We start from the raw sequence: 25,623 nt of genomic DNA, 5'->3' as shown, positions 1-25,623 counted from the left end.
GACAAACAATAGCCTGCGGCTATAGGCTGGCAGAACAAAGCCGGCCGGAGACCCATGAACGCGCGCCAGCTCGAGATTTTTCGCACGATCATGCAGACAGGCAGCGTCACCGACGCGGCCAAGCTTCTCAACGTGTCGCAGCCGACCGTGAGCAAGATCCTCCATCACATGGAGGATCAACTCGGTCTCCGGCTCTTTCGGCGAATCCGCGGCCGCCTTCATCCAACACCGCAGGCGGAGATGCTCTTCCCGGACGCCGACCGCGTTTTTCGAGATCTCGGAGCGTTGCGGCTTCTTGCGGAGGAGTTGCGCGCCGGCTCGGGCGGAGTGCTGCGCATCGCCGCCTCCTCCTCGCTCGCCGCCGCGATCGTGCCGCGCGCGATCGCATCGTTTCGTGCGGCAAATCCGCGGGTCAAGATCGTCTCGCATCTCCTGCCGGGAGCCGAGACCGCGGAGATGGTGCGTTCACATCAGGTCGATCTCGGCCTCTGCCTGTCACCGCAGGATCTTCACACGCTCACCATGCGGAGCCTCGGTCAGGTGGAGATGATCTGCATCTTCCCGCGTGGACACCGGCTCTCGGCCCTCAGCCACGTCACGCCGCCTGACCTCACCGACGAGACGTTCATTTCCTTCAACTCGTTGAACCATTTCGGCGCGCTCCTCGACGAAGCCTTCCTGCAGTACGACGAGACCCGACGTGTCGACATCCAGGCGACGATGTCGATCGTTGCGGCCGTACAGGTGGCCCAGGGGTCGGGGGTCGCCATCGTCGACCGCTTCGCCATGCTGATGGCACCGGAAAACGTCGACTGGCGACCGTTCCGGCCCCTCCTCTCTCTGCCCATCAATCTGCTTCTGTCAGAAACGCTTCCGTGGTCGCGCTTCCGCAACAGCATGATCGAGCATCTGCAGAAGGCGGTGGAAGAGTATCTGGAAGGCTGACGACCGGCCCGGCCCATCTGGCCCGGGCGAAGCCATCTCCAGAGACTGCCGCATCCGCTGCGAGCCTCACGCCGGTTTGGGTCTCCAGCGGTTGGCGTGCCGTTCGAGTGGCTGCACCACAGCGAGTTCGATCAGGAGCATGACGCAGACGAAAACGAGCGTGTAAGCGAGGATGGCGCGCACGTCGAAGACCTGGAAGTACAGGTGGATCTGGAAGCCGATGCCATTGGAGCGGCCGAGAAGCTCGACGACGAGGACGATCTTCCAGATCAACGCCAGGCCGGAGCGGCTCGCCGCGGCGATATAGGGCTGCAATTGCGGCAGGATGACATGGCGCAGCGTCTTCATGCGCCCAAAACCGTAGACGCGCGTCATCTCCAGGAGCTGCGTGTCGAGCGCCCTCGCCCCTTCGCGAATGGTGACGGTGGCGTTCGGGATCTTGTTGAGCGCGACCGCCAGGATCGCCGCACTCTCATTGAGGCCGATCCAGATATAGGCAAGCACGATGACGATCAGCGCCGGCGCGTTGAGGAAAAGAATGAGCCATGGCTCGCCGAGATCGTTGGCGATCCGGCTGCGTCCCATCATGAGGCCGGTCGCCAGACCGATCGACATGGCGATTGCGAAGGCCGCGATCACTCTGAGAAGCGTGATCGCGAGATGATAGGGCAATTCGCCCGAGACGATCTCCTCCGCCGCAAAAGCGAAGACGCTGGCAGGTCCCGGACAAAGGCGCGGACCAAAAGCGTAGGAGGCGGTGGTCCAGACGGCGAAAAAGGCTGCGATCGAGATCGCCCGCAGCCCGACCGGCCCTCCGAGGAAGGACCTCATGCGCCGCTCCTGTCATTGTGGGTCGAGCGATTAAGCCGGCTCGTTCACTCCAGCGCAAGGCTCGGAAAGCGTCGGGCAAGATCGACGAGAAGGCTTCCAAGCGCTGCGCCGATGCGATCGGCACGGGGGATTGAGATCTCGGCCGTTCCGGCGACATGTGCGGGCGACGGCGAGAGGACGATCAGCCGGTCGGCGAGCCGTGCCGCCTCGCGAATGTTGTGGGTGACCATGAGCACCGTGACGGGCCGGGATTGCCAAAGCTGCAGAAGCAGGTGGCGAAGCCGGTTCGCCGTCATCTCGTCGAGGGATACGAAAGGCTCGTCGAGGAGCAGAACCTCCGGCTCCACGGAGAAAGCGCGCGCCAGCGCCACGCGGCGCGCCATGCCGAGCGACAGCTCGGAGGGAAAAGCATTGCGAACATGCGTGAGTTCGACGGCGTCGAGCACCGGCATCAGATCCTTCTCCGCCATCTCCGGCGGCAGAGCGAGACGGATATTGTCCTCCACGCTGCGCCAGGGCAGAAGCCGCGGCTCCTGGAAGACAGCGGCGGACCGCGCGCGCATGAGCGCTGAAGAAACCGCGCCGGAGAAGTCGCCGTCGAGGCCGAGCATGATCTTCAGCGTCGTCGTCTTACCGCATCCCGACGGGCCGAGAAGGCAGGTGAAGGTCTGCGGCTCCAGCGCGAAGGACAGGTCGCGGATGACCTCCACCTCTCCACCGTTCGCACGTTTGAAGCGCTTGGCCGCGATGTGAACGGAAAAGGCGTCACGTTGCGCCTTGGCCGCAAGCAGCGGATTGAACGGCGCATGCAAGGCGGCATGGAAGGGCAGCACCGTTGCGCCGACACGCGCATCTTGCGGGGGGATTGGCCCGTCCGTGGTCACTGGGCATCCTTCAGAGCCGACCAGAAGGTGCCGGGCGACAAGGTCTTCGCCGACCCGACCAGCTTCTCGCCGCCGATCGCTGCGAGCCTCAGATAGATTTTCTTGGTATCGGCCTCTTCCTCGGCAATCGGCCGGCTCGGAATGCTCTCGCGGTAGCGCCGGACGAGATTGTGGAAGACGGCGTCGTTTTCCGCATTCATGCTCGGGCGGAGCTTGTCCCAGGCAGCATCCGAGGAGGCGAGAAGCTCCTTCGCCTCGCGCGAGGCGGCCACAAAGCCGAGCATCGTGTCCTTGTGCTCGGCCGCCCACTCCTCATTGAAGACATAGCCGATCGCCGAGATCGGTCCCGTCGCACCGAGGGCTGTCGCAGCGTCCTGACCGCTCAGGAGCTCACGGTAGCCTTCCGTCTCCAAGCGCGCGTTGTAATGCCAGAAATTCGACGCGGCAGCGAGTTCGCCATCCTTCAGCTTCTCCGCGAGGAACGGCGGCGCAGCGTACGCAGGCTCTGTCTCCTCGGCGAGATCGAAACCGTATCTGTCCTCCGCGACGGCGCGGTACATGAGCCAGTTCTTATCGAGCGGGCCTCCGGCGACGCCGACACGACTTCCCCTCAAGTCTGCCAGTGTCTTCGCGATGCTGTCATCCGGGACCATGATGGCGCCGACCGAAGTCGAATAAGGCACGAAGGTCAGCGGGATGCCGTCCGCCCGCTGGCGGGAGACGAAGAGCCAGTCGCTGACGATGACATCGATCTCGCCGGCATTGATGCCGATGCGGCCGGCATCGCTGCCGGCAAGCACCACCGGTTCCAGCCTGAACCCATGCTTCTCGTCGAAGCCATTGTTCGTAATGGTGTCGATTTCCCAGTTGACGGTCCCAAACTTCAAGACGCCAACGCGCACGATTTCTTCCGCGCCTGCCTCCCCCGTTTGGGGGATGGCAAGACATAAGACGGACGACACCGAGAGCGCCAAGACTAGATGGCGCATCATTTCCTCCAAATCGCAGCCGTTTTTCCCGCCGCAGACATGCGGGAGCGGATTTTTCTATGAATTTAGCAGTATCTTTGCCGCTGCCAAGCTGTTGTCGCGCCCGGCCGAAGTGATCGGTATCTTTATGCCTCCGCAGGCCGGGCCCGCATCTCCATCCCTTGCGCCGGCTTGTAGCCCCAGATCGCAAGAACGAGAAAAACCGCAAGGCAGCCGAGAACGACCATCAGCGAGACAGGTGCGAGCTTGCCGTAGAGCGCGAACCGCACGAGTTCGACCGCATGCGTGAAGGGGTTCGCCATGGAGATCCTGTAGAGCGCGACGCTCGCCTCGCGCATATGCCACAGCGGGTAGAGAGCCGAAGACAGGAAGAAGGCCGGGAAGATGACGAAGTTCATCACGCCGGCGAAATTCTCCAGCTGCTTGACGGTGGAGGAGATGAACATGCCGACAGCGCCCAGCATCAGCCCGCTCACGACAAGCGCCGGCAGGATGAAAACGTAACCGAGAGGAGCGAATTCGATGCCAAAGAGCCAGGCGATCACAAGGAACGTATAGACCTGAAGGAGCGAGACTGCGGTTCCGGCCGTCAGTTTCGCCACCAGAAGAAACCAGCGCGGCAGCGGCGTCGTCAGAAGCACGCGCATCGAACCCATCTCCCGGTCGTAGACCATCGACAGCGATGATTGCATGCCGTTGAAGAGCTGGATCATGCCAATGAGCCCCGGCACGATGTAGACCTCGTAGGTGATGTAGGTCTCGTAGGGCGGGATGATCGAGATGCCGAGGACGGCGCGGAAGCCGGCGGCGAAGACGATCAGCCAGACGAGCGGCCGCACCAGCGCCGCGAGGAAGCGTTCGCGCTGATAGAGAAAGCGCATGATCTCGCGCCAGACGATCGCCGTGAAGGCGCGCGCATAGAGGCTCACGCCCTCCCTCCCACCGAGCTTTCCCACGCCGGCATCGTCAGCATGGTGAAGGCAGCATCGAGAGAGCCGGTGCCAGACCGCACGATGATATCGGCCGCCGTGCCGCGCGCCACCACCCTGCCCGCGTGGAGAATGACGAGCGCATCCTCATCCTGGATCTCGTCGATCAGATGCGTCGCCCACAAAATGCCGACGTCACGCTCGCCCGCCAGCGCATGCACATGGCGCACGATCGCCTTCCGCGAAGGCGCATCGAGCCCGACCGTCGGTTCGTCGAGCAGAAGAAGCTCCGGATCATGCAGGAGCGCGCGGGCGATCTCCACACGGCGCCGATGCCCCCCGTTGAGCGAGCGCACCGTCTCTCGGGCCCGCTCGGCCATGTCAAAGCGGGCGAGTTCGCGGTCGATCCGCCGGCCCGCCTCTCTCCGGGAAAGGCCCCGGAGCCGCGCGAAATAGGCAAGGTTCTGACGCACCGTGAGATCGAGATCGAGCGTCGGCTGCTGAAAGACGATGCCAAGCGGCGCAAGCGCTGCCGCGCCCGTCTCTCGCGTGTCACGGCCAGCGATCAGGATGCGCCCCTGCGACGTCGCAAGCAGCCTTGTGATCAGCGAGAAAAGCGTCGTCTTGCCGGCGCCGTTGGGACCGAGGAGCGCCGTAAATCGTCCCTTTTCCACGGCGAAGCCGACATCATCGAGCACCGGCTTGTCGCGGTAGGAGAAGGAGAGATGCTCCAGAAGAAGGGCTTGCCGTTCGGCCTTTACGGGCACCTCGCCGAGAAGGTCGCTTTGCGCCGAGACCGCCCGCAGGACCACCATCGCTCAGATCTTCTCTTCCCTGTCGTTCACCCAGGCGCAATGGAAACCGGCAATGCGCCATTTCGGATGTTCGCCCGCCCATTGCGCCATGGTCGGCATCGCCTCCCAGAGGCAGGCCTTCAGCGGCCCGCTCGATTGGTAGTAGAGGTGCTCTTCGTGGCAGCTATTGGGGCTGTTCACCAGACACACGGCGAGGACCAGATCGACGACGTCCATGTCATCTCCTCTCGTACCGGTGCCCCCCGGGGAAGGTCCTCGGATCCGTCCTGCGACGGTCACTTCGGCCCATGCAGATAAACGCCGCTGATGCGACGCGCGGTTGTAAATATGGCGGGATTGGTCCGCGGTAAGACCAGCGTGCACCGATCCTGTCCTGATGATCGCCGTCATTCTGGCAGACCCTTCGGAAGGATGCGGTTCGCCAGGAGCCAATCGAGCCCCTTCTGCCAGGAACGATCGGTGTTGGATCGGATATCGGCGTTGAAACCGGCGATGATCCTGCCCGTCTTCACGTCGCGCACGGCAATCGAGATGTTCAGGATCAGCTCCGACATTTTGTGAATGACGGGAACCATGGAGAGGTCGGCGCCGAGGCTTTCAGCGAAGTTGCGATCGCAATTGCCACAGGCCTGCAGCCGCGTCTCAGCAACCCTTTCGCGAACCGGTGCGATATCGACGATCTTGAATGTCTGGTCGGCGTCGAGCGCCGCGCGCAGCCGATCGGAGAGCATCACGAGCCTTTGCTTTTCGGCTGCGTTCGGGGGGTCGCTGGTCGTGGTGTTGATCAGCTCGAAATCGAAGACTGCGATCTTCAGCGGCGCGGCCTCTGCCGAGAGACCTGCAAGAGCGAAGACGATACAGAGAGCCAGGTGGGACAGCCTCATGGGAGACACCCGGCATTTCTGGCGGAAGACGGCAACGGTTCGCGTGGCACCGTCCGGCCGGCGCCTGTGCCGCCCGCGGACAGCTTGTAACCGAAGCCGCGCACCGTCTGGATCAGCGGTTCCGCCTCTCCCTCGTCGATCTTGCGCCGCAGGTAGCGGATATAGACGTCGACCGTCTTCGTCCCCGGTTCGAAGCTGTAGCCCCACACATTGGCGAGAAGACGTGTGCGGCTCACCACCTTGCCAGCATGCCGCATGAGATAGTGGAGGAGCGCGAATTCGCGCGCCGTCAGCGCGATGTCTCGCCCCCCGCGACGCACAGAATGGCCGGATGGGTCGAGTGTCAGGTCGCCGACGACGAGCGGCCCCTCCTCGTCGAGATGCGGCCCGCGGCGCAAGAGAGCCTGCAGACGCACAACAAGTTCGTCGAAGGCAAAGGGCTTGGTGAGATAATCATCGGCGCCACTCGAAAATCCGTCGACCTTATCTTTCAAGCTGTCCTTCGCCGTCAGCATCAGGATCATGCTGCGCAGGCCGAGTTTTCGGAGCTCTCGGCAAACTTCGATGCCATCGACACCGGGCAGCATGCGGTCGAGGATGATGAGCGGATAGGCCGCCTCGGAGGCGAGCGCCAAGGCTTCCCGGCCATTTTCGGCGAGATCGACGACATAGCCTTCCGCTTTCAGCCCCCGACGCACGAAACCCGAGATGCGCGGATCGTCTTCCACCAGGAGAAGCCTCGTCATGATCTCCGCTCCCCGTTCCATCCGTTCATCGGCCCGTATCCCTCACGCATGTCGATCATTCTGCCGCCGGCAGATAGGCCGGCTCCCACTCGCCCGTCTCCCGGGCCTCGATCGGGCGCGAGGAAGCCGTGCCGTCGCGTTCGATCGCGGCTGCCGGCAGGCGCAGCACGGCCTTGATTCTGTCTGAGCCATATCGATCGAGAGAGATCGTGCCGCCGTGCTTCTCCACCAGCCACCGCGCGATCGCGAGGCCGAGACCGCTGCCGGCGGAACCGGCCATCGCTGCATCGCGCCCGCGATAGAAGCGGTCGAAGAGCCGCGGCAGCTCGTCCTCGGCGATCGGACCGCTGCGATTGACGACGGCGAGTTCGAGCGCGCCGTCGCTGCAGCCAAGGCTGAGGTGGACCGTTTCTCCCTGCTTTGAGTATTTCACGGCATTGTCGAGCAGGATCATCAACACCTGCTTCAACCGCGGCCGGTCGCCGATGACGATCGGCGCGGCCGTCATCTCCGAAGCGATCCGAATGGCCCGCGGCCGCGCAAGGCTCGCCGCCTCCCGCACGACGTCTTCCACGACATCTTTCATGTCGACCTGGTCAGAGGCGAGAGCCAGTTCGTCTGTTTCAGAGCGTGCAAGCACCATCAGGTCCTCGACGAGCCGCCCCATCGTCTCCGCCTCTTCGACGACGCGCTGAAGCGTCTCCCGGCAATCGGCGAGCTGCAGAGATTTTGTCCGCAAGGTCACTTCGGCCTCCCCGCGCAGGACGGTCAGAGGGGCCCTCAATTCGTGGCTCACATCGGCAAGGAAGCGAACCCGCGACCGGTCGCGTTCGCAGAGGGCGGCATTCGCCTCTTCAAGCTCTCGCGTGCGCGATGCAACCTCCGCCTCGAGGCCCGTTCGCGCTTTCAGAAGCTCTGCCCGCTGCTTCTCGATGCGAGCCGCCATCGCATCGAAACGGCGGGCGAAAACGCCGATCTCATCATCGCCGAGCGGCCCGAGCCGGAACGAGAGCTCGCCGCGTCCGATCGCTTCGGCCCCCGCACTCAGCCGCCCGATCGGCCGCACCAGCGAGCGATGCAGCACATAGCCGGCGATCAACGCCCCCGCCAGAAGCACCGCAGAGACAAGCGCGATCCCCCAGCCGAGCCGGGCGAGAAGCGCACGAGCCTCGCGGTCGGCCGTCTCGATCTCGGCGATCTCGTCCGCCATCGCCATATCGATGAGGGCGGAGAATTCCTCGTCGTCCCGGCGATCGATCGCACGGAAGAAAACCTGCGCCGCGGCCTCTCCCTGCCCCACCTTCTGCATCGCGAGAAGCGCTACGCCGCGACGGTTCATGTCGTCATAGAGGCTTTTCAGGCGCGCGATCCGCGTCGCCTCCTCCGTCTGGCCACGGGCGTCACCACGTCTGTCGAGGAAGGCCGTCTCCTCGCGCGTCGCTTCCGACAAGATTTCGAAGGCGGCGCCGATGCTGGTCTGAAGGCGCACCACTTCGCCGAGCCCCGGTTTTCCCGTCATCAGCAACGCGGCGAGCGCCTTGGAGTAATGATCGACGTCGCGCGCCAGAGCGGTGACGGCAGCAAGCTGACGGTGGGCGAGCGCCCCGCGTGTAAGGTAGAAGTGAAAAGCCTGAATCGCCAGAAACGCCCCGACGATGAGGACGACGACACAGGCCCCGACGATCAGCTGAAACGCCAGGATGCGCGTGCGGATCGTCATCGGCGGAAATATCCGCATGCCGGCCCTCTGTCCGGAGGCACGAAAGTGTCGCCTCCTCCCTTTCGCGCTTTTTATTTGCTCTTTTTCACGAGCCTTCGTCGCGCCGGATGAATGTTACCCGTTCAATTCTTCCCGGCAAGTGCGCAAACATATCTTTCTCAGTCTCGGCATGCAGGCCGGACACCAAAAAGAGGATGCGTTGGAGTTCTCACCGTATTCTAACCTTCGCTTAATTCCGCTCTAACGCGAGATGACGTGAGGTAGAGACATGGCAAACGGGCGTTTCATGCGGATCGACATTGCGCGCAATCTCCTCGCGATCGTTTTTTCCGTTGCGTTCGCGCTCGTCGTCGGCAGCGCCAGCCCGGGCGTGGCACAGGATGGTAAGGGCAAGGTCATGATCGGCTACCTGCGTAGCCCCTTGCCGGACTGGCTTCCCATTTCTTTGAGCGAGCGGCCGCGCGAGGATGACGGCATCGCCGGCGCACGCCTCGCGATTACGGACAACAACACGACCGGCCGCTTCACCGGCCAGGAATACGAACTTGAAGATGCCACTGCGAGCGACCAGCAGCAGGCACTGGACGCCCTCGGCGAGATGAGCGCTGGGGGCGTCCGTTTTGTCGTGGCGGACCTTCCTGCCGACACGCTTCTTGCCGTCACCGATGAGGCTGCGAAGCGGGATACGCTCGTCTTTAATATCGGCGCCGCCGACGACCGGCTGCGCGAATCCGATTGCCGGGCCAATCTCATTCATGTGGCGCCGAGCCGGGCGATGCTCGCCGACGCGCTCGTGCAATATCTCGTCACCAAGAAATGGACGCGGCTGTTCCTCCTCGTCGGCTCGCATTCAGCCGATCAGGATTATGCCGCCGCGGTGGAACGGGCCGCGAAACGCTTCGGCGCCAGAATCGTGGAAAAGCGCGTCTTCACCGATACCGGCGGCGCCCGCACCACTGATTCCGGCCTCGTCCAGGTCGACGCGCAGATGGCCGTCTTCACCCAGTCGGCACCTGATCACGACGTGGTCGTCGTCGCCGACGAGAGCGAGATATTTGGGCCCTATGTCCCCTACCACACCTGGGATCCGAGGCCGGTCGCCGGGACCTCCGGGCTGAGGCCGACGAGCTGGTCGCCGGCTCACGACCAATGGGCTGGAATCCAGATCCAGAACCGCTTCGTCGCTGCCTACGACCGACAAATGACAGCAAAGGATATGGACGCCTGGACGGCCGTCCGGATGATCGGCGAGGCGGCGACGCGCGCATCCAGTAGCGATGCCGCGACGATGGCCGATTTCATCAAGGGACCGAAGTTCGAGGTGGCAGCCTTCAAGGGACAGAAGCTGACGTTGCGCGACTGGAACTGGCAGCTCCGGCAACCGATCCTGCTCGCCGACGGGCGCATGGTCGTCTCCGTCTCGCCACAGGACGGTTTCCTGCACCAGACCTCGACACTCGACACACTCGGCTACGACCGACCCGAGAGCGAGTGCCGGCTATGACACAGGACACTCGGAAAAGAGAGCGCAAGACGCTCTGCCGTCTCGTTGGGGTGATGCTCGCGGCAACGGCGCTGTCGCTGCCGGCGCCCGCCTTCGCCTACAAGATTTTCGTCTCCAACGAGGGCGACAACACCATGACGGTGCTCGACAGCGCCTCCATGGAGGTGATCGAGACCGTGCCCGTCGGCCAGCGTCCGCGCGGCATCACCATCACCAACGACGGCAAATACGTGCTTCTCTGCGCGAGTGACGACGACACCGTGCAAATGATCGATTCCGAGACCTATGAGGTCGTTGCCACGCTCCCCTCCGGCCCGGATCCCGAGCTTTTCGCCCTCGATCCGGAGGGGCGCCTTCTCTACATCGCCAACGAGGACGACAACCTCGTGACCGTCGTCGACGTCGAAGACCGCTCGCTCGTCAGCGAGATCCCGGTCGGCGTGGAGCCGGAAGGCATGGGCGTGTCACCGGACGGATCGGTGATCGTCAACACGTCGGAAACCACGAGCATGGCGCATTTTATCGACGCCAAAACGCACGACATCACCGACAACGTGCTCGTCGATTCCCGGCCTCGCTTCGCTGAGTTCAAACACGACGGCTCGGAGGTCTGGGTCTCCGCCGAGATCGGCGGGACGGTCAGCGTGATCGACACGGCTGCCCATGAAGTGACCCACAAGATCACCTTCGAAATCCCAGGCCTGCGGCCCGAAGCAATCCAGCCTGTCGGGGTGCGCATCACCGGCGACGACAAGACCGCCTTCGTCGCTCTCGGCCCGGCGAACCGCGTCGCCATCGTCAATGCCGAAACCTATGAGGTGGAGGAGTACCTCCTCGTCGGGCAGCGGGTCTGGCAGCTCGCCTTCTCGCCCGATGAAAGCCTTCTCTTCTCGACGAACGGAATCTCCAACGACATTTCCGTAATCGATGTGGCCGATCGCAAGGTGATCAAGAGCGTTCAGGTCGGGCGACTGCCCTGGGGGGTGGTGACGACGCCGGAATAGGCGGTCGCCGGCTGGAAAGGCCAAGACACTGCGACACAAAGGGAACGGAACGACACGGTCGAAAAGCGCCAGGGCGAAAACGAGGGGAGGAAGAACCATGCAGATGAAGAGGAGCGCAGGACTTGCCATTCTGGCGGCGGCTGCAGCTTGCGCGCTGACGCCCGTGGGCGCCTATGCCCAGTCCGGGCTCTTGACCCGGCCGATCGCTGTTGGGCCGATCACGCTGTCCTCGGGCAAGCCGCTGGTCGAGGCGCCGATCGAGCTTGAATCCGGCAAGCAGTACAAGCTGACGATCGAGGCCGACGGAACGGCCGAACTCGCCGTGCATGGTGCCGATTTCTTCCGCAATGTCTGGGTGAACGAAATCGTCATCAACGACATCGAAATCCGCCCGCTCGGCGTCGATTCGATCGAGTTCGACGCTGCGGGCGAAGTGGAGATGACCTTCGTGCCGATCCGGCCCGGCCGGTTCGAATTGCGAGTTCCCAACACCACCGGGGAGACCCAGGGCGCACAGATCCTGGTCAAATGAGGGGTGGGGGCGGGGGCCGGCGGCATCGCCCTGATGGGCTTGCGGCCGGCCCCATCGACGCGCATTCTGGTTGCATGGTCGTCTCCGGATGCCGCTTCCTGATCGTCGTCGCTGCAATGCTCGCTCCGACGGGGCTCGCTCTGACGGGACTCGCTCTGACGGGCGCGCCTGCGATCGCCCAGCCACGCAAAGATCCCGACTGGCCGTGCATTCAGCCCGAAGTGCCGACGCTCTCGGTCGTGCAGGTGTGGACCGGCCCCTCGGTCGATGAGGCGATGACGGCGTGGCGCGACGACGAGGAAATCGCAGGGCTGGCTCGGCGGCTCTGCGCCCGCCGCATGCCAATCGAGGACGCGGAGGATGCAGTCCGGGACTTTTCAGCTCGGCTCGATCCATCCCGGAAAGAGGAGCGTCTGACCCAACTCTTCGCCGGGATTTTCACGACGCTGAACGCAGAGCGCAGCGAGGTGATGAACGGCATCAAGCATTATGCGCGGCGGCAGAAGGCGATGGCGGAGGAAATCCGCATGCAGCAATCGCGCCTGAGTGACGTCCGTCAGGCCTCGCCCCATTCTCCGCAAGCTCAGGAGCTCAAAACCAACCTACTCGTGCAGGTCCGCATCTTCGACGACCGGCGACATTCCCTCACCTATGTCTGCGAAGTGTCGTCACTGATCGAACAACGGCTCTTCGCGCTCGCAAGGGTGATACAGGCCGAGCTGCCGGATTGAGCGGGACGCACGCCACGCCCCGGCGCCCTCCCCGTCCGAAGATCCCCACATCGAGGGAAGGTGCTCCGGCTGAAAGCACCAGCCGGAGCGCATCGGATCAATGCGTGATCGGGTTTTCGTGCGCATCGAGAATGGGCACGCCATAGTCGAGCAGGATTGCGTCGATCGCGTCCTGGTTCTCTCTGATGAGCCGATTGAGCGTGCGTTTGAACTCTTGATCGGTCGGCCGGACGCCCATGGTGATGCGGTAGACCATGCGCGAGCCGCCCTTCTCGTTCAAAAGCGGGGTCACCTTGAGAGGCGGATCGGACTGGCTCGCAAACCAGCCGGCGAGCGGTCCCCAGAGCGCCGCCACGTCGATCTCGCCCTTCTTCAGGTCTGCGATCATCGCCTCGGCGCTCGTCCCCTGCCGCGTGTCGACCATCAGCTGATAGGGTTTCGCCTTCTTGAGCAGCCCGTACATGGCCATGTTGGCCGCCGGCGGTGTGCGCGCGACGACACCGATGCGCTTGTCCTTGAGGCGCGGATCGGCGAGCGTCGTAACGTCTCCGACGTCGGAGCCCGGCATGGTCACCAGCGCATAGGCGGTCTGATAATAGGCGTTGGTGTTTTGCACCAATTCATCGCCCTGCGCGTAGCTCATGATGACGTCGCATTCATACGCGCCGAGCGTATGGCGGACGAAGCCCATCACTTCAGGAAAGTAGGTATAGGCGACCGTCTTCCCGAGCTTTTCAGCGAAGAGCTCGGCCAGCTTCTGCTCGTAGCCCTCCTCCTCCTGATTTGAGAAAGGCATGTTGCTCGGATCGGCGCAGACGCGGAAGACGTTCGGATCGACGAGCTCGATGGCCTCGCCGAGGCCGGTCGTCTGAGCCAGGCTCGGCCAGGGTGTCGCAAAGACCCCGAGGATGGCGGTCGAGATTGCGATCGCCCAGCGGATGCGGGTAAGAGGCGGCATCATGTGCCGAGACAATCGTTTTCCGCCTTCATGAAGGAATCCGGCTTCTTTTCCTTCTTGGGCGGCCGGCCGCGCGGCAGATCTCCCTGCGCACGCGCCCTCAGATAAATGTAGATGTCGTCGATGTAGCACATGACGTTCGGATTGGTGCCGAAGGACGGCATGACGTTCTTCTGCGAGCTCGACACGTTCTCGCGTCCGCCCGCGACGACGGCGAGGAAATTCGCGTAATCGAGATGTTCGAGCGAGTGGGCGAGCGCGGGCGCATAGCTCGAGCCGAGACCGTCGGGGCCATGGCACACATGGCAGGCGGCGTGATAGCGGCGATAGCCGGAGAACGTGTACCAGTCGACTTGCCCATTCTCGAACTTGAAGGTGGGGGTCCCGTCGGCGTCGAAATACTTTCCGTCCCGCTCCTCCGCGATTGCGGGATCTCCCGGAGTATCGTTCTGCGCGACGGCGACAGAAGCTGGCAATCCGGCGACGACAGCAAAGACGAGCGCAACCATGCTGCGAGCGAGCATCGTAACTCCTGACTGATTGATGAGGGCATCGGTGGAGAGCCCGGCCAAAAGCCGGGCTCCCGCTTCGGCTCGTCAGTCTCAATCGGGAAGCGCGAAGACCGTCAGCACGCCACCGAGATTGGTGAAGTTGGCAAGGCCCGAATAGCCGCCGACGGCGCCGAGGCCGGCCGTACCCACCTGAGCTTCCGTGTCCCCCTGCTCGCGCCCCTGGTCGACAGCCTCGTGCCAACCGGCAGCCGATTCAGGCGACAGGAGACCCGCGGCAAGACCGATGCCGGCCCAGCCACCGACACCCGAAAGCACGGCAATGTACTGCTTGCCGTTGTGCTCATAGGTGTTGACGTTGCCGATGATGCCGGAGGGCGTCTTGAACCTGTAGAGCTCTTTACCAGTCTCGATATCGACCGCCTTCAGATAGCCTTCGAGCGTGCCGTAGAAGACGACGTCGCCGGCCGTGGCGAGCGCGCCGCCCCAGGCTGAGAACTGTTCGGGGATCGTCCAGACGATCTCGCCAGTCGTGGCGTCCCAGGCGATGAAGTTGCCCATGCCGCCATGGCTGTCCGGTGCCGGATACATCGACACGGTCGCGCCCACATAGGGCTGGCCGGCGGTGTAGCTGACCCGGAACGGCTCGTAATCCATGCAGACATGGTTGGTCGGGACATAGAACATCTTGGTTTTCGGGGAATAAGCGGCCGGCTGCTGGTCCTTGGTGCCGAGAGCCGCCGGGCAGATGCCCTCCACGTTGGTGTCCTCACCCTGCGCATCGGTCGAATAATCGCTGACCACCGTGGGCCGACCGTAGGTTTCGCTGTTCTTGTCCATGTCGACGCCGCTCGTCCAGTTGACGGCCGGGTCATATTTCTTGGCGAGCAGGAGTTCGCCCGTCTCGCGGTTCATGGTGTAGGCGATCCCGTTACGATCGAAATGCACGAGCGCTTTCACCATCTCGCCGTTCATTTCGAGATCGACGAGGATCATCTCGTTGACGCCGTCGTAATCCCACTCGTCGTGCGGCGTCATTTGATAGAGCCACTTCGCCATGCCCGTATCGGCGTCGCGTGCGAAGATCGTCATCGAATATTTGTTGTCGCCCGGCCTCTGGTTCGGGTTCCAGGTCGATGGATTGCCGGTGCCGTAATAGATGAGATTGAGCTCCGGATCGTAGGCATACCAGCCCCAGGTGGTGCCACCACCGGTCTTCCACTGATCGCCTTCCCAGCTTTGCAGACTGGAATCCTTGCCGATCGGTTTGCCGAGCGCCATCGTCTTTTCCGGATCGACAAGCATGTCTTCATCCGGACCGGTGGAAAACGCCTTCCAGGCGACCGAACCGTCGGCGAGATTGTAGACGGTGACGCGACCACGCACACCGAACTCGGCACCGGAGACGCCAATCAGCACCTTGTCCTTGTAGACCAGGGGCGCTGCGGTCGCACTCTCGGCCTTGCCGGGGTCGCCGTTCTTAACCTTCCACACCTCTTCGCCGGTGTCGGCGTTCAGAGCCACGACCGTCGTATCAGCCTGACTGAGGATCAACATCGCCGGATGGCCCTCACCTTCCGGCGCATAGGCCGGGCCGCGATTGACCGTGTCGCAGCACATGATCGGGATCACGCCCGAATCCTGAACCGGCTCATACTTCCATTTGATCGCGCCATCGTTGTTGAGGTCGAGCGCGTAGACGATGTTCGGAAAAGGCGTGTGCACATACATCGTGTCACCGATGACGAGCGGTCCGCCTTCGTGACCGCGCAGCACGCCGGTGGAAAACGTCCAGACGACCTGGAGATCGCCGACATTGTCCTTGTTGATTTGATTGAGCTCGGAGAAGCGGTGATTGGCGTAGTTTCCGGTGGGCATGACCCACTCTTTCGCGTTCTTCTCCATTTCGATGAGTTTTTCATTTGCGAAAGCAGGCCCCATCAATATGACGAGCCCAAACACGGCGCACAGCGCCGTCAAGATGCGACCCATTAGACCCTCCCATTGCGACATTAGCGTCGTCTATGGTTTCGTTACGCAAAGCCTCTGGCACACGCACGAACGCTTATTGAAATGGGTTTTCGACAATACGCCACGACATCGAGCTACGCTTGCATTGGCGCGCTCGAACTAACCTTCGACAGAATCCAATTCCCAGGTTGGAGTCTTTTTTTGTCGAAAACCTAATGAGTACTGTAAAGGTATCCTGGGCTCTCGGCAAGGATACTTATGACTCCTTGTCGCACTTAGATGCACCCAAGGCCAAAAAGACCAGAGAAAGCCGTGATTTCGGGCGTTTAGTTGCCCTTGAAACAGCGCACATCCGCCTCGGCCTGGGCGCGGCGCAGATCCTGGATCGACGCGTTCGAACGCGGGCTGTTGCGAAAGATATCGGCACCTTCGCCGTGCAGCTGGTGCATGCTCAAGAAGGTGCTGGCGGTCAGATAGCGCTCGTAGGTCAGGAGCGAAGCGACAACATCGATCGAACAGGCGCAGGCGGAGAGAACCGGCCGCGTCTCGCCATTCGCCTTCATGCAGGCATAGACATATTCGGCGATCGCCTCGCTCGGATAGTCGTTGCCGGCCGAGGCGGCCATCGCCAATGCCGGGCTCGTGCAAAGAATGGCGGCAAGGACGGGGCCAAAGATTGTGTGACGCATCGTTCGCCCTCCCATCGCGCCGACAGGCTGTCGGATTTTATAGAAGTTTAGCCACAGCCGGGCTGGCGCGGAAGTCACCTGCCAACCGAGCCGGAAACGCAGCTGGCCGCAGCTGCGCGCCAGCCTGCCATCTCGGTATCCACTGCGCCGGCACCCTCACCCACCAGCCTGGTGGCTCAGCCAACGGGCCCACGCAGGCCTAAAGCGCGGCCATATAGGTGTTGAGGTCCTTCAACCGCGGCACGACGATCATGCGGGTGATGTGCCCCTTCTTGAAAGCCTTCAGGAAGCGCTCGTAATTGGCGAAGACCACACAGCCGTTGGACTGAGAGCGCGAGCCGCCGCCGACATACATGTAAGGGTGCGCCAGGAGCCCGTCGCGATTGTATTTCTTGCGACCGTCGGAGGGCAGCAGGCGAATGGCCTCCGCGCCGTGAAAGCGGCTTTCGCGCATGACGAGATCGTAGACGTTCGGCGGGGTCGGGCCGCGGTTCTTTTCCCGCACATAGCGGGGATCGTCCTGCATCCTGGCAAGGCCGGAATGCGCCTCGAGACGTTCGCCATTGGGCAGATAGACCGTCGCCGATTGAATCTCATAGACGGCAATGCCGCTGTCCCGTCCCGGAAGCGCAGCCCTGCTGGCAGGCGCAAAGAGCTTATTGAAAAAGCCGTCAGATGAATCGGTTGCAGTCGGCTCTTCGACCGCCGCATAAGCAAGGCTTGCGGGCGAACGCCCGCCTTTCGCAACGACGCCCGGCGTGGGCCGGGATGCCGGCACGGCCACCTTTTTCAAAACGGCCTGCGCATCGAGAGCCTCGTCAAAACCCACCGTCGATGCCGGGCGGGCATTGGGCTCCAGGCTGGCGATCTCCGTTTCGCCGATATCTGGCCTCGGCGCCGGGACGAAGTCGAGGCCGGCCACCGCGTCTGGGACCATCTGGTCAGGCGATGGAACTTGCTCGCTCCCGACGAGAGCGGCGAGATATGCTCCGGCCGTGGGCTCGAAAGTTTCAGACATCCAGCGGTTCGCAAACACTTGGGCGCTTGTCTGGGAGGCCATCGTCAAGGCCGTCGCCAGTCGTACGGCGCCGCTTTCGTTGGCCGGCACCAGGACCCCCGGATAGCCCGCAACGACTTCCGGCAAGTGCACCACCCTCGGCTGCCAGGCGAAACGCTGCGAGTCGAAAAGGCCCGTCGCCGGGCCCTTCACATCGGGGTCTTCAAAAAGGTTGCGCTCCACCGTTGGACTGCGCTGTCCGAGACGGTTCGAGGGATCCTGCTTCAGAGCGACCGAGGACAGGCGGTCTCCCCGCGAGGCGGGTTTGAGCCGCGCGTCTTCCCCGATCATCGGCGCCGAAAAAACCTCTCCGGCCGCGATGAGATGAGCGGAGGCTTGTACGACGCCCTCGGCGACGAGCGGCGTCGTCCCTACCAACGCGGCCATGCCGGCAACGGCGCTCAAAAAGAGCAGAGGCTTGGAGCCCTTCAGGCGTCTCCGCGCCGTCAACAGACGCGCATCAAAGCTCGGCTTCATCAACAAGCTTCTCCCCTGCCCCTGCGAGCGAACCGCAACTCCCACTCAGACCGGACGTCGGCACATGCGCGCTCCGGACTGTGGTTCGCTCCTCTATACGCCGAGGCTCGTTATGCTTTCGTTTACGATAACCGACGCCTCCGCTCTCGGCGGGATGCCCGTGCCGCAACCGCCAAAAGATACGTAAAAATCGCGCGGAGAATGCCTGCTCGCTCGCGCCAGGGCAACCTCCCCACCGATGGGGATTCGATCCACCTCACCTGAGGACCTTCGCAAGGCGGGCGTCATCGAGGGATCATTCTTGATTTTGATGTTATAACGTTTCAAATAATTGCCCTGATCACCAAGGCTATCCTCAGAGACATGACATCATCCCCCGCGGCCATGCCGCAAGAAAAGACACTCGGGCGGCCGCGTCCCGATCGCGCCGCCGTCGAAGCCGCAGTCCGGCTCATCATCGAATGGGCCGGCGACGATCCGGATCGTGAAGGCCTGATCGACACGCCCGCGCGCGTCGTGCGCGCCTACGAGGAGTTCTTCGAAGGTTACAACACCGATCCAACCGAGCTTCTCGCCCGGACATTTGAAGAGACCGACGATTACGACGACATGATCGTGCTTCGGAACATGCGACTGGAATCGCATTGCGAGCACCACATCGTGCCGATCATCGGCAAGGCGCATATCGCCTACCTGCCGAACCGGCGTGTCGTCGGCATCAGCAAACTTGCACGGCTCGTGGAAGCCTATGCGAAACGGCTGCAGATCCAGGAAACGCTGACTTCGCAGATTGCCGACACAATCGAGGAGGTTCTCCGGCCACGCGGGGTCGCTGTCGTCATCGAGGCCGCTCATATGTGCATGACCACACGCGGCATCAGGAAGCCCGGCGTCAGCATGGTGACCCGCCGCTTTGTCGGCGCGTTCAAGGACAATTCCGATTTGCGGCGGGACTTTCTCGCTCAAATCGCGGCCCCGAGTGAGCGTTTCGGCTGAGCGCGACAACGGGCGCTTCACCGCCCGAGAAACGGCGGGCTCTCGACATCAAGTGACACCGCTTCAGGAAGCGGTGTCACTTTAATGGGCCAGCATCAGGCGGCCTGCGACGATCCCCACGCCTCGAAAGGATCCGGAAGACCGCGATAGGCATTCGGATCGAAACGACCATCCTCGGTCGGTTCTGCAAGGCAGCGCTCGAGCATCGCCGTAATGCGCTCGCGGTTCATCTCGCCCAGCATGCCAATGAAGACAATCTCCTGGCGCCGATCCCCGTAAACGGGGTCGAAAAAGCTCAGGATACGCTTGTGGAATTCCGGATCATCCGGCCATCGCGACTGCGGCACCGACGTCCACCAGAAGCCGAGCGGTCTCACCGTCGCCGCCGCGCCGGCGAGGCTGAATTCGCCCACGATCTGAGCTCGGGTGGCCAGCCAGAAATGCCCTTTGGCGCGGATGACGCCGGGCAACGGTGTCTGCAGGAATTCGTTGAAGCGCTCGGGAATGAGCGGGCGACGTTCGCGCCAGACAAAGCTCGTCACACCGTATTCGGCATCTTCCGGCACATGGTCGGCAAAGCCGTAGAGCTCTTTGAACCACATGGGATGCTGGTGGGCGCGGTCAAAATCGAACAATCCGGTATCGAAGAGGTCGTCGGCAGCGACGTGGCCATAATCGGTCTCGATCAATTTTGCGTCCGGGTTGAGGCCATGCACGATCGCACGGGCCGCCTCGAGATGGGCAGGCTCCGCATCCGATACCTTGTTGAGAATGATGATGTCGGCAAATTCGATCTGATCGACCAGCAGGTTGACCAGCGTGCGTTCATCCCCCTCGCCCGCCGTCTCACCGCGATCGGCCAGAAAATCGGACGATCCGTAATTCTGCAGGAGACGCATGGCGTCGATGACGGTGACCATCGCATCCAGGCGCGCGATGTCGGACAGGCTACGTCCGTTCTCGTCGCGATACTCAAACGTGGCAGCGACAGGCAAAGGCTCAGAAACGCCCGTACTTTCGATCAGCAGGCAATCGAAGCGCCCGTCTTCGGCCAGACGGCGTACCTCCGTGAGGAGATCGTCGCGCAACGTGCAGCAGATGCAGCCGTTGGTCATCTCGACGAGCTTCTCTTCGGCACGGTTCAGCGCCGTTTCTTCGCGCACGAGGTCGGCATCGATGTTCACCTCGCTCATGTCATTGACGATGACGGCGACGCGCCGGCCCTCGCGATTGTTGAGCACATGGTTCAGGAGCGTCGTCTTGCCGGCGCCCAGAAAACCCGACAGCACGGTCACAGGCAGGCGCCCGTCATTGGACTTGGATTGCTGCATCTCGCCTCGCGATATGTAATTTTATAACATATCGTATCGATACCGAGATCGCCTTTCGCATGTCAAGCCGCGTTCGCCGGCCACCAGACGGGCCAGATGGGAGGCGGCACCAAGGCAGGTATGGGTTCCGGCCAGGTCGGGTCTCGCGCTTCCGCCCGGCCGGAAGATGAAAAAAGCTCGCTCAGGCGGCGGCGAGCTTCTCGTTCGGATAACCCGCCTCACGGATCGCAGCTTCGATCGCCGCCTCGTCGGCCGAGCTCTCAATCGCGGCTGTGCCGGCATCGAGGTCGACATCGACCTTGGCCTCGGGATCGACGCCCTTCACCGCCTTCTCCACGTTTGCCACGCAATGCTTGCACGACATCTCTTCAACCTTGAGCTTCAGCATCGAAATCTCCTTTTCTGACATAACATCGGCCGGCATGGCCGGGGTTTGGGACACAGATTGTGCTGCCGCCGACAGTGTTTCCGGGTCGGCACTCGTCGCAGCCTTGGCGATGGGCGCCGTGTGTGTTCCCGTCACCTCGAGCGGCGGCGAAAACCGCCTCAGCCGCAGGGCATTGGTGACGACAAAGACACTTGAGAGCGCCATCGCTCCGGCCGCGAAAACCGGCGACAGAAGCACGCCGGTCGACGGATAAAGCGCGCCGGCCGCCACCGGGATCAGCACGACGTTGTAGGCGAAGGCCCAGAACAGGTTCTGACGGATGTTGGCAAGCGTCGCTTTGGAGAGAGCGATCGCATTGGCGACACCCCCGAGATCGCCCGACATCAAGACCACATCGGCGCTTTCGATCGCCACGTCGGTGCCGGTGCCGATCGCCAGACCGACATCGGCCTCCGCCAGCGCCGGTGCGTCGTTGATGCCATCGCCGACGAAGGCGACCTTCCGACCACCAGAGCGCAAGGCTTTGATCGCGTCGATCTTGCCCTGCGGCAGCACTTCGGCGACCACCTCATCGATGCCGAGACGGCGGGCAACGGCGTCTGCCGTGCGGCGGTTGTCGCCGGTGATCATCGCCACCTTCAGCCCGAGATCGTGCAGGGCCTTGATCGCAGCCGGCGTCGACGCCTTGACCGGATCGGCGACCGCAAGCATCGCGGCAAGCTTTCCGTCGATCGCGGCATAAAGTGGCGACTTCCCCTCCGCGCCGAGACGTTCTGCGTCCTCGGTAAAGCCATCGAGAGCGATTTTGTGCTCCGCCATCAATCGGTCGGCCCCGACCATGACATCATGGCCGGCAACGCGTGCCGTGATGCCGAAACCGGGGATCGCCTCGAAAGCCTCGGGCTTCGCCAGCCCCAGTCCACGGCTTTCGGCCGCAGCCACGATCGCCGCCGCGATCGGGTGCTCGGAGCCTGCCTCGACAGCCGCCACGAGCGCCAAAACCTCGGCCTCGTCGAACCCTTCAGAGACGCTGAGATCGGTGAGCTCGGGCTGGCCTTCCGTCAAAGTGCCGGTCTTGTCGAGCGCGATCACGCCCGCCTCGCGCAGCGTCTGCAGCGCTTCACCACGCCGGAACAGCACGCCGAACTCGGCCGCCCGGCCTGTGCCGACCATGATCGAGGTCGGCGTTGCGAGCCCCATGGCGCAGGGGCAGGCGATGATGAGGACGGCGACCGCATTGACGAGGGCGAAGCCCAGCGCCGGCTCCGGACCGAAGACCAGCCAGACGACGAAGGTCAGCAGCGCGGCACTCATCACCGCCGGCACGAACCATTGCGTGACCTTGTCGACCATCGCCTGGATCGGCAGCTTGCCGCCCTGCGCTGCCTCCACCATGCGGATGATATTGGCGAGCATCGTATCGCTGCCGACCTTCTCGGCGCGATAGGTGAAGCTGCCGGTCTTGTTGATGGTGCCGCCGACGACTTCGGCGCCTTCAGCCTTTTCCACCGGGATCGGCTCGCCGGTGATCATCGATTCATCGACATAGGACATGCCGCTCAGCACAACTCCGTCGACGGCGATTTTGTCCCCGGGCCGCACCTGCAGGACATCGCCGACGACGACATCTTCAAGCGGCACTTCGACGAAACGGCCCTCCCGCTCGACCCGGGCGGTCTTCGGCTGCAGGCCGATCAGGCGTTTGATCGCCTCGCCCGTGCGGCCCTTGGCGCGTGCTTCGAGAAGGCGGCCGACGAGAATGAGCGTCACGATCCCGGCCGCCGCCTCAAAATAGACATTCGCGGTTCCGGCCGGCAGCACCTGCGGCACGAAGGTCGCGACCGTCGAATAGCCCCAGGCGGCACTGGCGCCGACAACGACCAGGGAATTCATGTCAGGCGCGGCGTGAAGGAGCGCCGGCAAGCCCTTGCGGAAGAATCGCAATCCCGGACCGAAGAGAACGAGGGTGGTCAGGACGAACTGCACGAGATGATTGGTGCCCGAACCGATCATCCGCTGCACGAGATCATGGATCACCGGCGAGACATGCGAACCCATCTCGACCAGAAAGACCGGCAGCGTCAGGATTGCAGCAATGGTGAGATCGCGCTTCAGGGCCACATAATCGCGCGCCTTGACCTCGGCGCGCCGGTCCGCTCCAGCACCGTCATTCTCGATCAGGCGCGGCGTATAGCCCGCCTCGCGGATCGCCGCCGCGACCACCCCGCGATCAAGCCCGCCCCGGGCCGAAATCGAAGCGCGTTCGGTCGCCAGATTGACCGACACCTCGTCGACGCCGGGCACAGCCCTGATCGCGCGCTCGGCCCGGCCGACGCAGGAGGCGCAGGTCATGCCTTCGATGGCGATCTCAAAATTCTCGCGCGGCACGTCGTAGCCGGCCTTCTCGATCGCGGCGATGACGGGGCGATCCTCAGGCGTACCAACGAAGATGACCTCCGCCGTCTCCGTCGCCAGATTGACGCTGGCTTTGTCGACAGAGGGTAGCGCCGCAATCGCCTGCTCGACCCGGCGCACGCACGAGGCGCAGGTCATGCCCTCGACCCTGTATCGGCGCGAAGACGAGCCTTCGCGGCGGCTCGCGGCGGGTGCAATCTCGTTCATGAGACCAATCCTCGTGGCTGATCGCACCCTAATTGGAGCTTCCAGCCACTGGAAGGTCAAGTCAGTCGATCGTCACGCCCCGGCGGCGGCCTCGTCGTTCAGATGGCAGGCGGAGAGATGGCCGCCGGCAACCGGCTTGAGCTTCGGCACCTCCACCCGGCAGCGTTCATGGGCGAACGGGCACCGGGGATGAAAGTGACAGCCCTTCGGCGGAAATAACGGGCTCGGAATCTCACCCTTGATCGCCTCGAAGCGGCGCTTGCGCGGCTCGATGCGCGGAATTTCGGCGAGCAGCGCCTGCGTATAGGGATGGTTCGGGCGGGCAAAGATCTCTTCCACCGGCGCCTCTTCCACGATCCGACCGAGATACATGATGACGACGCGGTCGGAGATATGCTCGACCACGCCGAGATCGTGGCTGATGAACATATAGGTGAGATCGAGCTCTTCCCGCAGCTTCACGAAGAGATTGATGATCTGCGCTTGAATGGAGACGTCGAGGGCAGCGACGCTTTCATCGCAAACCAGAAATTCCGGCTTCACGGCGAGAGCCCGCGCGATGTTCACACGCTGACGCTGGCCGCCGGAGAATTCGTGCGGCAGGCGCTTCTTCATCGCCGGATCGAAGCCGGCCATGCGCAGATGCTCATCGACATAATCGGAGACGCTTCCCTCGATGAGACCGTGAGCGCGCGGCGCCTCGGCCACGATGCTCTCGATGCGCATACGCGGATTGAGCGCCGCCATCGGATTCTGGAAAATCATCTGCGCGGCGAGATCGGCGGCCTTGCGCGCCCGACCTTTCAGCTTGTGATGCGGCTCGCCCTTCCAGCGGATTTCTCCCTCGGTCGGCGGCAGAATGCCCGCCACGATGCGGCCGAGCGTCGACTTCCCGCAGCCGCTCTCGCCGACAACCCCCAGGACTTCGCCGCGGGCAACCGAGAGGTTGATGTCGTCGAGCGCATAGACGACGGCCGGCGGTTCCGCCGCGCCTGCGCTGATGGCAATACGGGCGGCAAGATCGGGCGTCGCACCGAAGCGGCGCGTCACGTCGCGCGCTTCGACGAGTGGCATCTTTGGAGTGTTCTCCATGACCTCGTTCGTCTCGCTCACGATACGGCCTCCCCGGTGATCGCGCCCAAGGCACGCGCGCCCAAGGGATGTACGCAACGATAGCTCCTCTCCCCTTCCCTGATCTCGGGCGGGAGCTTCGTGCAGAGCGCGTCAGCGCCTCCGCAGCGGGTGCGGAAGCTGCATCCGGAAGGAAGATTGGCCGGGCTCGGCGTCATGCCGCGGATCTGCTTCAAAAGCGCGCCGCGGGTGTTCTGGCTCGGCACGGAATCCATCAGCCCGCGCGTATAATGATGGCGTGGATCGGTCAGCACCTCGGCGACCGGGCCGGTCTCCACGAGGCGGCCCGCATACATGACGGCAATGTCGTCGGCGAGCCGCGAGACGATGGCAAGGTCGTGGGTGATCCAGATCACGGCCGTGTCCCTCTCCTCGGCCAGGCGTTGGAACTCGGAAATGATTTGCGCCTGGATGGTCACATCGAGCGCCGTCGTGGGTTCGTCCGCGATGATCAGCTCGGGGCTGTGCAGAAGCGCAATCGCGATGGCGACGCGCTGGCGCATGCCACCCGAAAACTCGTGCGGATAGGCGGACAGCCGCTCTTCGGGGCTTGGGATTCCGACCATGCCCAGCGCATCGCGCGCCCGCGCCCGCGCTTCGGCACGATCCATCTTCTCATGCGCGAGGAGCGTTTCGGTCATCTGCGTCTCGATCCGCAGGACCGGATTGAGCGTCATCATCGGATCCTGAAAGACCATCGCGATGTGGCGTCCGCGCAGGCGCCGCATCTCCTCCGCATTGAGATCGGCGAGGTTCTCACCGTTGAAGAAGATGTCACCCGAAGCGACACGCCCGGGCGCATCGACGAGGCCCATGATCGAAAAGCCGGTCACGGATTTTCCCGAGCCGCTTTCGCCGACAAGTCCGAGCACCCTTCCCTTCTCGAGCGAAAAGGAGACGTCGTTGACCGCCTTGACGGGCGCTGCACCATGACGGGGAAACTCGGTGACGAGGTTCTTCACTTCCAGCAAAGCTGCCAT

At 63.1% G+C, this 25,623-nt stretch carries 24 protein-coding genes; 6 read left to right on the top strand and 18 right to left on the bottom strand.

What is annotated here, in order from left to right:
• Window positions 1–54 precede the first annotated feature (54 nt).
• Window positions 55–945 carry a LysR substrate-binding domain-containing protein gene (locus L0F51_RS01205; RefSeq protein WP_234627583.1) on the top strand — a complete coding sequence of 297 codons (891 nt, stop codon included), beginning with the start codon at window positions 55–57 and terminating at the stop codon, window positions 943–945.
• 66 nt (window positions 946–1,011) lie between these two features.
• Here the strand turns inward: L0F51_RS01205 and L0F51_RS01200 are convergent, their stop codons facing one another.
• The 9 genes from L0F51_RS01200 to L0F51_RS01160 all read right to left on the bottom strand — a co-directional run bounded on the left by L0F51_RS01200 (window position 1,012) and on the right by L0F51_RS01160 (window position 8,761).
• The gene (locus tag L0F51_RS01200; protein ID WP_234627582.1) at window positions 1,012–1,776 is read right to left on the bottom strand and encodes an ABC transporter permease; all 765 of its coding nucleotides are present in this window, start codon (window positions 1,774–1,776) and stop codon (window positions 1,012–1,014) included.
• 44 nt (window positions 1,777–1,820) lie between these two features.
• Entirely contained in the window at window positions 1,821–2,660 is an 840-nt protein-coding gene (locus L0F51_RS01195) for an ATP-binding cassette domain-containing protein (RefSeq protein ID WP_234627581.1), read from the bottom strand.
• Window positions 2,657–3,652, bottom strand: a complete 996-nt coding sequence (locus L0F51_RS01190) for an ABC transporter substrate-binding protein (RefSeq protein WP_234627580.1) — start codon at window positions 3,650–3,652, stop codon at window positions 2,657–2,659. Before L0F51_RS01190 ends, L0F51_RS01195 begins: the two co-directional genes overlap by 4 nt.
• 122 nt (window positions 3,653–3,774) lie before the next feature.
• Window positions 3,775–4,578 (bottom strand): ABC transporter permease, encoded by an 804-nt coding sequence (locus L0F51_RS01185; protein WP_370642284.1) that lies wholly within the window; start codon window positions 4,576–4,578, stop codon window positions 3,775–3,777.
• On the bottom strand, window positions 4,575–5,393 hold the full coding sequence (locus L0F51_RS01180) for an ATP-binding cassette domain-containing protein (protein WP_234627579.1): 819 nt from the start codon (window positions 5,391–5,393) through the stop codon (window positions 4,575–4,577). Before L0F51_RS01180 ends, L0F51_RS01185 begins: the two co-directional genes overlap by 4 nt.
• A 3-nt stretch (window positions 5,394–5,396) precedes the next feature.
• On the bottom strand, window positions 5,397–5,609 hold the full coding sequence (locus L0F51_RS01175; RefSeq protein ID WP_234627578.1) for a hypothetical protein: 213 nt from the start codon (window positions 5,607–5,609) through the stop codon (window positions 5,397–5,399).
• 170 nt (window positions 5,610–5,779) lie between these two features.
• Window positions 5,780–6,277, bottom strand: coding sequence for a DUF3280 domain-containing protein (locus L0F51_RS01170; protein ID WP_234627577.1), 498 nt, complete (start codon window positions 6,275–6,277; stop codon window positions 5,780–5,782).
• The gene (locus L0F51_RS01165) at window positions 6,274–7,023 is read right to left on the bottom strand and encodes a response regulator transcription factor (RefSeq protein WP_234627576.1); all 750 of its coding nucleotides are present in this window, start codon (window positions 7,021–7,023) and stop codon (window positions 6,274–6,276) included. The genes L0F51_RS01170 and L0F51_RS01165 overlap by 4 nt, the downstream gene beginning before the upstream one ends.
• Before the next feature lie 55 nt (window positions 7,024–7,078).
• Window positions 7,079–8,761, bottom strand: a complete 1,683-nt coding sequence (locus L0F51_RS01160) for a cell wall metabolism sensor histidine kinase WalK (RefSeq protein ID WP_234627575.1) — start codon at window positions 8,759–8,761, stop codon at window positions 7,079–7,081.
• A gap of 250 nt (window positions 8,762–9,011) precedes the next feature.
• Here L0F51_RS01160 and L0F51_RS01155 point away from each other — a divergent pair, with 250 nt between their 5' ends.
• The 4 genes from L0F51_RS01155 to L0F51_RS01140 all read left to right on the top strand — a co-directional run bounded on the left by L0F51_RS01155 (window position 9,012) and on the right by L0F51_RS01140 (window position 12,514).
• Window positions 9,012–10,247: an ABC transporter substrate-binding protein gene (locus L0F51_RS01155; RefSeq protein ID WP_234627574.1), complete on the top strand. Its 1,236-nt coding sequence runs from the start codon at window positions 9,012–9,014 to the stop codon at window positions 10,245–10,247.
• On the top strand, window positions 10,244–11,251 hold the full coding sequence (locus tag L0F51_RS01150) for a YVTN family beta-propeller repeat protein (RefSeq protein WP_370642283.1): 1,008 nt from the start codon (window positions 10,244–10,246) through the stop codon (window positions 11,249–11,251). The genes L0F51_RS01155 and L0F51_RS01150 overlap by 4 nt, the downstream gene beginning before the upstream one ends.
• A gap of 97 nt (window positions 11,252–11,348) precedes the next feature.
• The gene (locus tag L0F51_RS01145) at window positions 11,349–11,783 is read left to right on the top strand and encodes a hypothetical protein (RefSeq protein WP_234627573.1); all 435 of its coding nucleotides are present in this window, start codon (window positions 11,349–11,351) and stop codon (window positions 11,781–11,783) included.
• A 74-nt stretch (window positions 11,784–11,857) separates the two neighbouring features.
• Entirely contained in the window at window positions 11,858–12,514 is a 657-nt protein-coding gene (locus L0F51_RS01140; RefSeq protein ID WP_234627572.1) for a hypothetical protein, read from the top strand.
• Window positions 12,515–12,611: 97 nt separating this feature from the next.
• On the opposite strand, the gene L0F51_RS01135 is transcribed toward L0F51_RS01140, so the two are convergent.
• The 5 genes from L0F51_RS01135 to L0F51_RS01115 all read right to left on the bottom strand — a co-directional run bounded on the left by L0F51_RS01135 (window position 12,612) and on the right by L0F51_RS01115 (window position 18,175).
• The gene (locus L0F51_RS01135; protein WP_370642282.1) at window positions 12,612–13,475 is read right to left on the bottom strand and encodes a substrate-binding domain-containing protein; all 864 of its coding nucleotides are present in this window, start codon (window positions 13,473–13,475) and stop codon (window positions 12,612–12,614) included.
• The gene (locus tag L0F51_RS01130; RefSeq protein WP_234627571.1) at window positions 13,472–13,996 is read right to left on the bottom strand and encodes a c-type cytochrome, methanol metabolism-related; all 525 of its coding nucleotides are present in this window, start codon (window positions 13,994–13,996) and stop codon (window positions 13,472–13,474) included. The genes L0F51_RS01135 and L0F51_RS01130 overlap by 4 nt, the downstream gene beginning before the upstream one ends.
• Before the next feature lie 78 nt (window positions 13,997–14,074).
• Complete coding sequence (locus tag L0F51_RS01125; RefSeq protein WP_234627570.1) at window positions 14,075–15,973, bottom strand: methanol/ethanol family PQQ-dependent dehydrogenase; 1,899 nt, start codon at window positions 15,971–15,973, stop codon at window positions 14,075–14,077.
• 305 nt (window positions 15,974–16,278) lie between these two features.
• On the bottom strand, window positions 16,279–16,641 hold the full coding sequence (locus L0F51_RS01120) for a hypothetical protein (protein ID WP_234627569.1): 363 nt from the start codon (window positions 16,639–16,641) through the stop codon (window positions 16,279–16,281).
• A gap of 199 nt (window positions 16,642–16,840) precedes the next feature.
• Entirely contained in the window at window positions 16,841–18,175 is a 1,335-nt protein-coding gene (locus tag L0F51_RS01115; protein WP_234627568.1) for a DUF2778 domain-containing protein, read from the bottom strand.
• Between the two features lie 363 nt (window positions 18,176–18,538).
• On the opposite strand from L0F51_RS01115, the gene folE reads away from it, so the two are divergent.
• The gene (gene folE, locus L0F51_RS01110) at window positions 18,539–19,171 is read left to right on the top strand and encodes a GTP cyclohydrolase I FolE (protein ID WP_234627567.1); all 633 of its coding nucleotides are present in this window, start codon (window positions 18,539–18,541) and stop codon (window positions 19,169–19,171) included.
• 95 nt (window positions 19,172–19,266) lie between these two features.
• Here folE and L0F51_RS01105 read toward each other — a convergent pair whose 3' ends face one another.
• From L0F51_RS01105 to L0F51_RS01090, 4 genes are all read right to left on the bottom strand, one after another.
• Window positions 19,267–20,502, bottom strand: a complete 1,236-nt coding sequence (locus L0F51_RS01105) for a GTP-binding protein (protein ID WP_234627566.1) — start codon at window positions 20,500–20,502, stop codon at window positions 19,267–19,269.
• A gap of 181 nt (window positions 20,503–20,683) precedes the next feature.
• Window positions 20,684–23,512: a heavy metal translocating P-type ATPase gene (locus L0F51_RS01100; RefSeq protein ID WP_234627565.1), complete on the bottom strand. Its 2,829-nt coding sequence runs from the start codon at window positions 23,510–23,512 to the stop codon at window positions 20,684–20,686.
• Window positions 23,513–23,584: 72 nt separating this feature from the next.
• The gene (locus L0F51_RS01095; protein WP_234629291.1) at window positions 23,585–24,604 is read right to left on the bottom strand and encodes an ABC transporter ATP-binding protein; all 1,020 of its coding nucleotides are present in this window, start codon (window positions 24,602–24,604) and stop codon (window positions 23,585–23,587) included.
• A 17-nt stretch (window positions 24,605–24,621) separates the two neighbouring features.
• Window positions 24,622–25,623, bottom strand: a complete 1,002-nt coding sequence (locus L0F51_RS01090) for an ABC transporter ATP-binding protein (protein ID WP_234627564.1) — start codon at window positions 25,621–25,623, stop codon at window positions 24,622–24,624.

Source organism: Afifella sp. H1R (assembly GCF_021462425.1).
Classification (GTDB): Bacteria; Pseudomonadota; Alphaproteobacteria; order Rhizobiales; family Afifellaceae; genus Afifella; species Afifella aestuarii.
This window is presented reverse-complemented; position numbering and strand designations above follow the sequence as displayed.

Coding starts and splice junctions, on each gene's coding strand:
- L0F51_RS01180 (WP_234627579.1), bottom strand. CDS start 5,393: ATGGTGGTCCTGCGGGCGGTCTCGGCGCAAAGCGACCTTCTCGGCGAG.
- L0F51_RS01115 (WP_234627568.1), bottom strand. CDS start 18,175: ATGAAGCCGAGCTTTGATGCGCGTCTGTTGACGGCGCGGAGACGCCTG.
- L0F51_RS01125 (WP_234627570.1), bottom strand. CDS start 15,973: ATGGGTCGCATCTTGACGGCGCTGTGCGCCGTGTTTGGGCTCGTCATA.
- L0F51_RS01200 (WP_234627582.1), bottom strand. CDS start 1,776: ATGAGGTCCTTCCTCGGAGGGCCGGTCGGGCTGCGGGCGATCTCGATC.
- L0F51_RS01160 (WP_234627575.1), bottom strand. CDS start 8,761: ATGCGGATATTTCCGCCGATGACGATCCGCACGCGCATCCTGGCGTTT.
- L0F51_RS01175 (WP_234627578.1), bottom strand. CDS start 5,609: ATGGACGTCGTCGATCTGGTCCTCGCCGTGTGTCTGGTGAACAGCCCC.
- L0F51_RS01135 (WP_370642282.1), bottom strand. CDS start 13,475: ATGATGCCGCCTCTTACCCGCATCCGCTGGGCGATCGCAATCTCGACC.
- L0F51_RS01090 (WP_234627564.1), bottom strand. CDS start 25,623: ATGGCAGCTTTGCTGGAAGTGAAGAACCTCGTCACCGAGTTTCCCCGT.
- L0F51_RS01170 (WP_234627577.1), bottom strand. CDS start 6,277: ATGAGGCTGTCCCACCTGGCTCTCTGTATCGTCTTCGCTCTTGCAGGT.
- folE (WP_234627567.1), top strand. CDS start 18,539: ATGACATCATCCCCCGCGGCCATGCCGCAAGAAAAGACACTCGGGCGG.
- L0F51_RS01190 (WP_234627580.1), bottom strand. CDS start 3,652: ATGATGCGCCATCTAGTCTTGGCGCTCTCGGTGTCGTCCGTCTTATGT.
- L0F51_RS01140 (WP_234627572.1), top strand. CDS start 11,858: ATGGTCGTCTCCGGATGCCGCTTCCTGATCGTCGTCGCTGCAATGCTC.
- L0F51_RS01130 (WP_234627571.1), bottom strand. CDS start 13,996: ATGCTCGCTCGCAGCATGGTTGCGCTCGTCTTTGCTGTCGTCGCCGGA.
- L0F51_RS01205 (WP_234627583.1), top strand. CDS start 55: ATGAACGCGCGCCAGCTCGAGATTTTTCGCACGATCATGCAGACAGGC.
- L0F51_RS01155 (WP_234627574.1), top strand. CDS start 9,012: ATGGCAAACGGGCGTTTCATGCGGATCGACATTGCGCGCAATCTCCTC.
- L0F51_RS01120 (WP_234627569.1), bottom strand. CDS start 16,641: ATGCGTCACACAATCTTTGGCCCCGTCCTTGCCGCCATTCTTTGCACG.
- L0F51_RS01145 (WP_234627573.1), top strand. CDS start 11,349: ATGCAGATGAAGAGGAGCGCAGGACTTGCCATTCTGGCGGCGGCTGCA.
- L0F51_RS01165 (WP_234627576.1), bottom strand. CDS start 7,023: ATGACGAGGCTTCTCCTGGTGGAAGACGATCCGCGCATCTCGGGTTTC.
- L0F51_RS01095 (WP_234629291.1), bottom strand. CDS start 24,604: ATGGAGAACACTCCAAAGATGCCACTCGTCGAAGCGCGCGACGTGACG.
- L0F51_RS01150 (WP_370642283.1), top strand. CDS start 10,244: ATGACACAGGACACTCGGAAAAGAGAGCGCAAGACGCTCTGCCGTCTC.
- L0F51_RS01100 (WP_234627565.1), bottom strand. CDS start 23,512: ATGAACGAGATTGCACCCGCCGCGAGCCGCCGCGAAGGCTCGTCTTCG.
- L0F51_RS01105 (WP_234627566.1), bottom strand. CDS start 20,502: ATGCAGCAATCCAAGTCCAATGACGGGCGCCTGCCTGTGACCGTGCTG.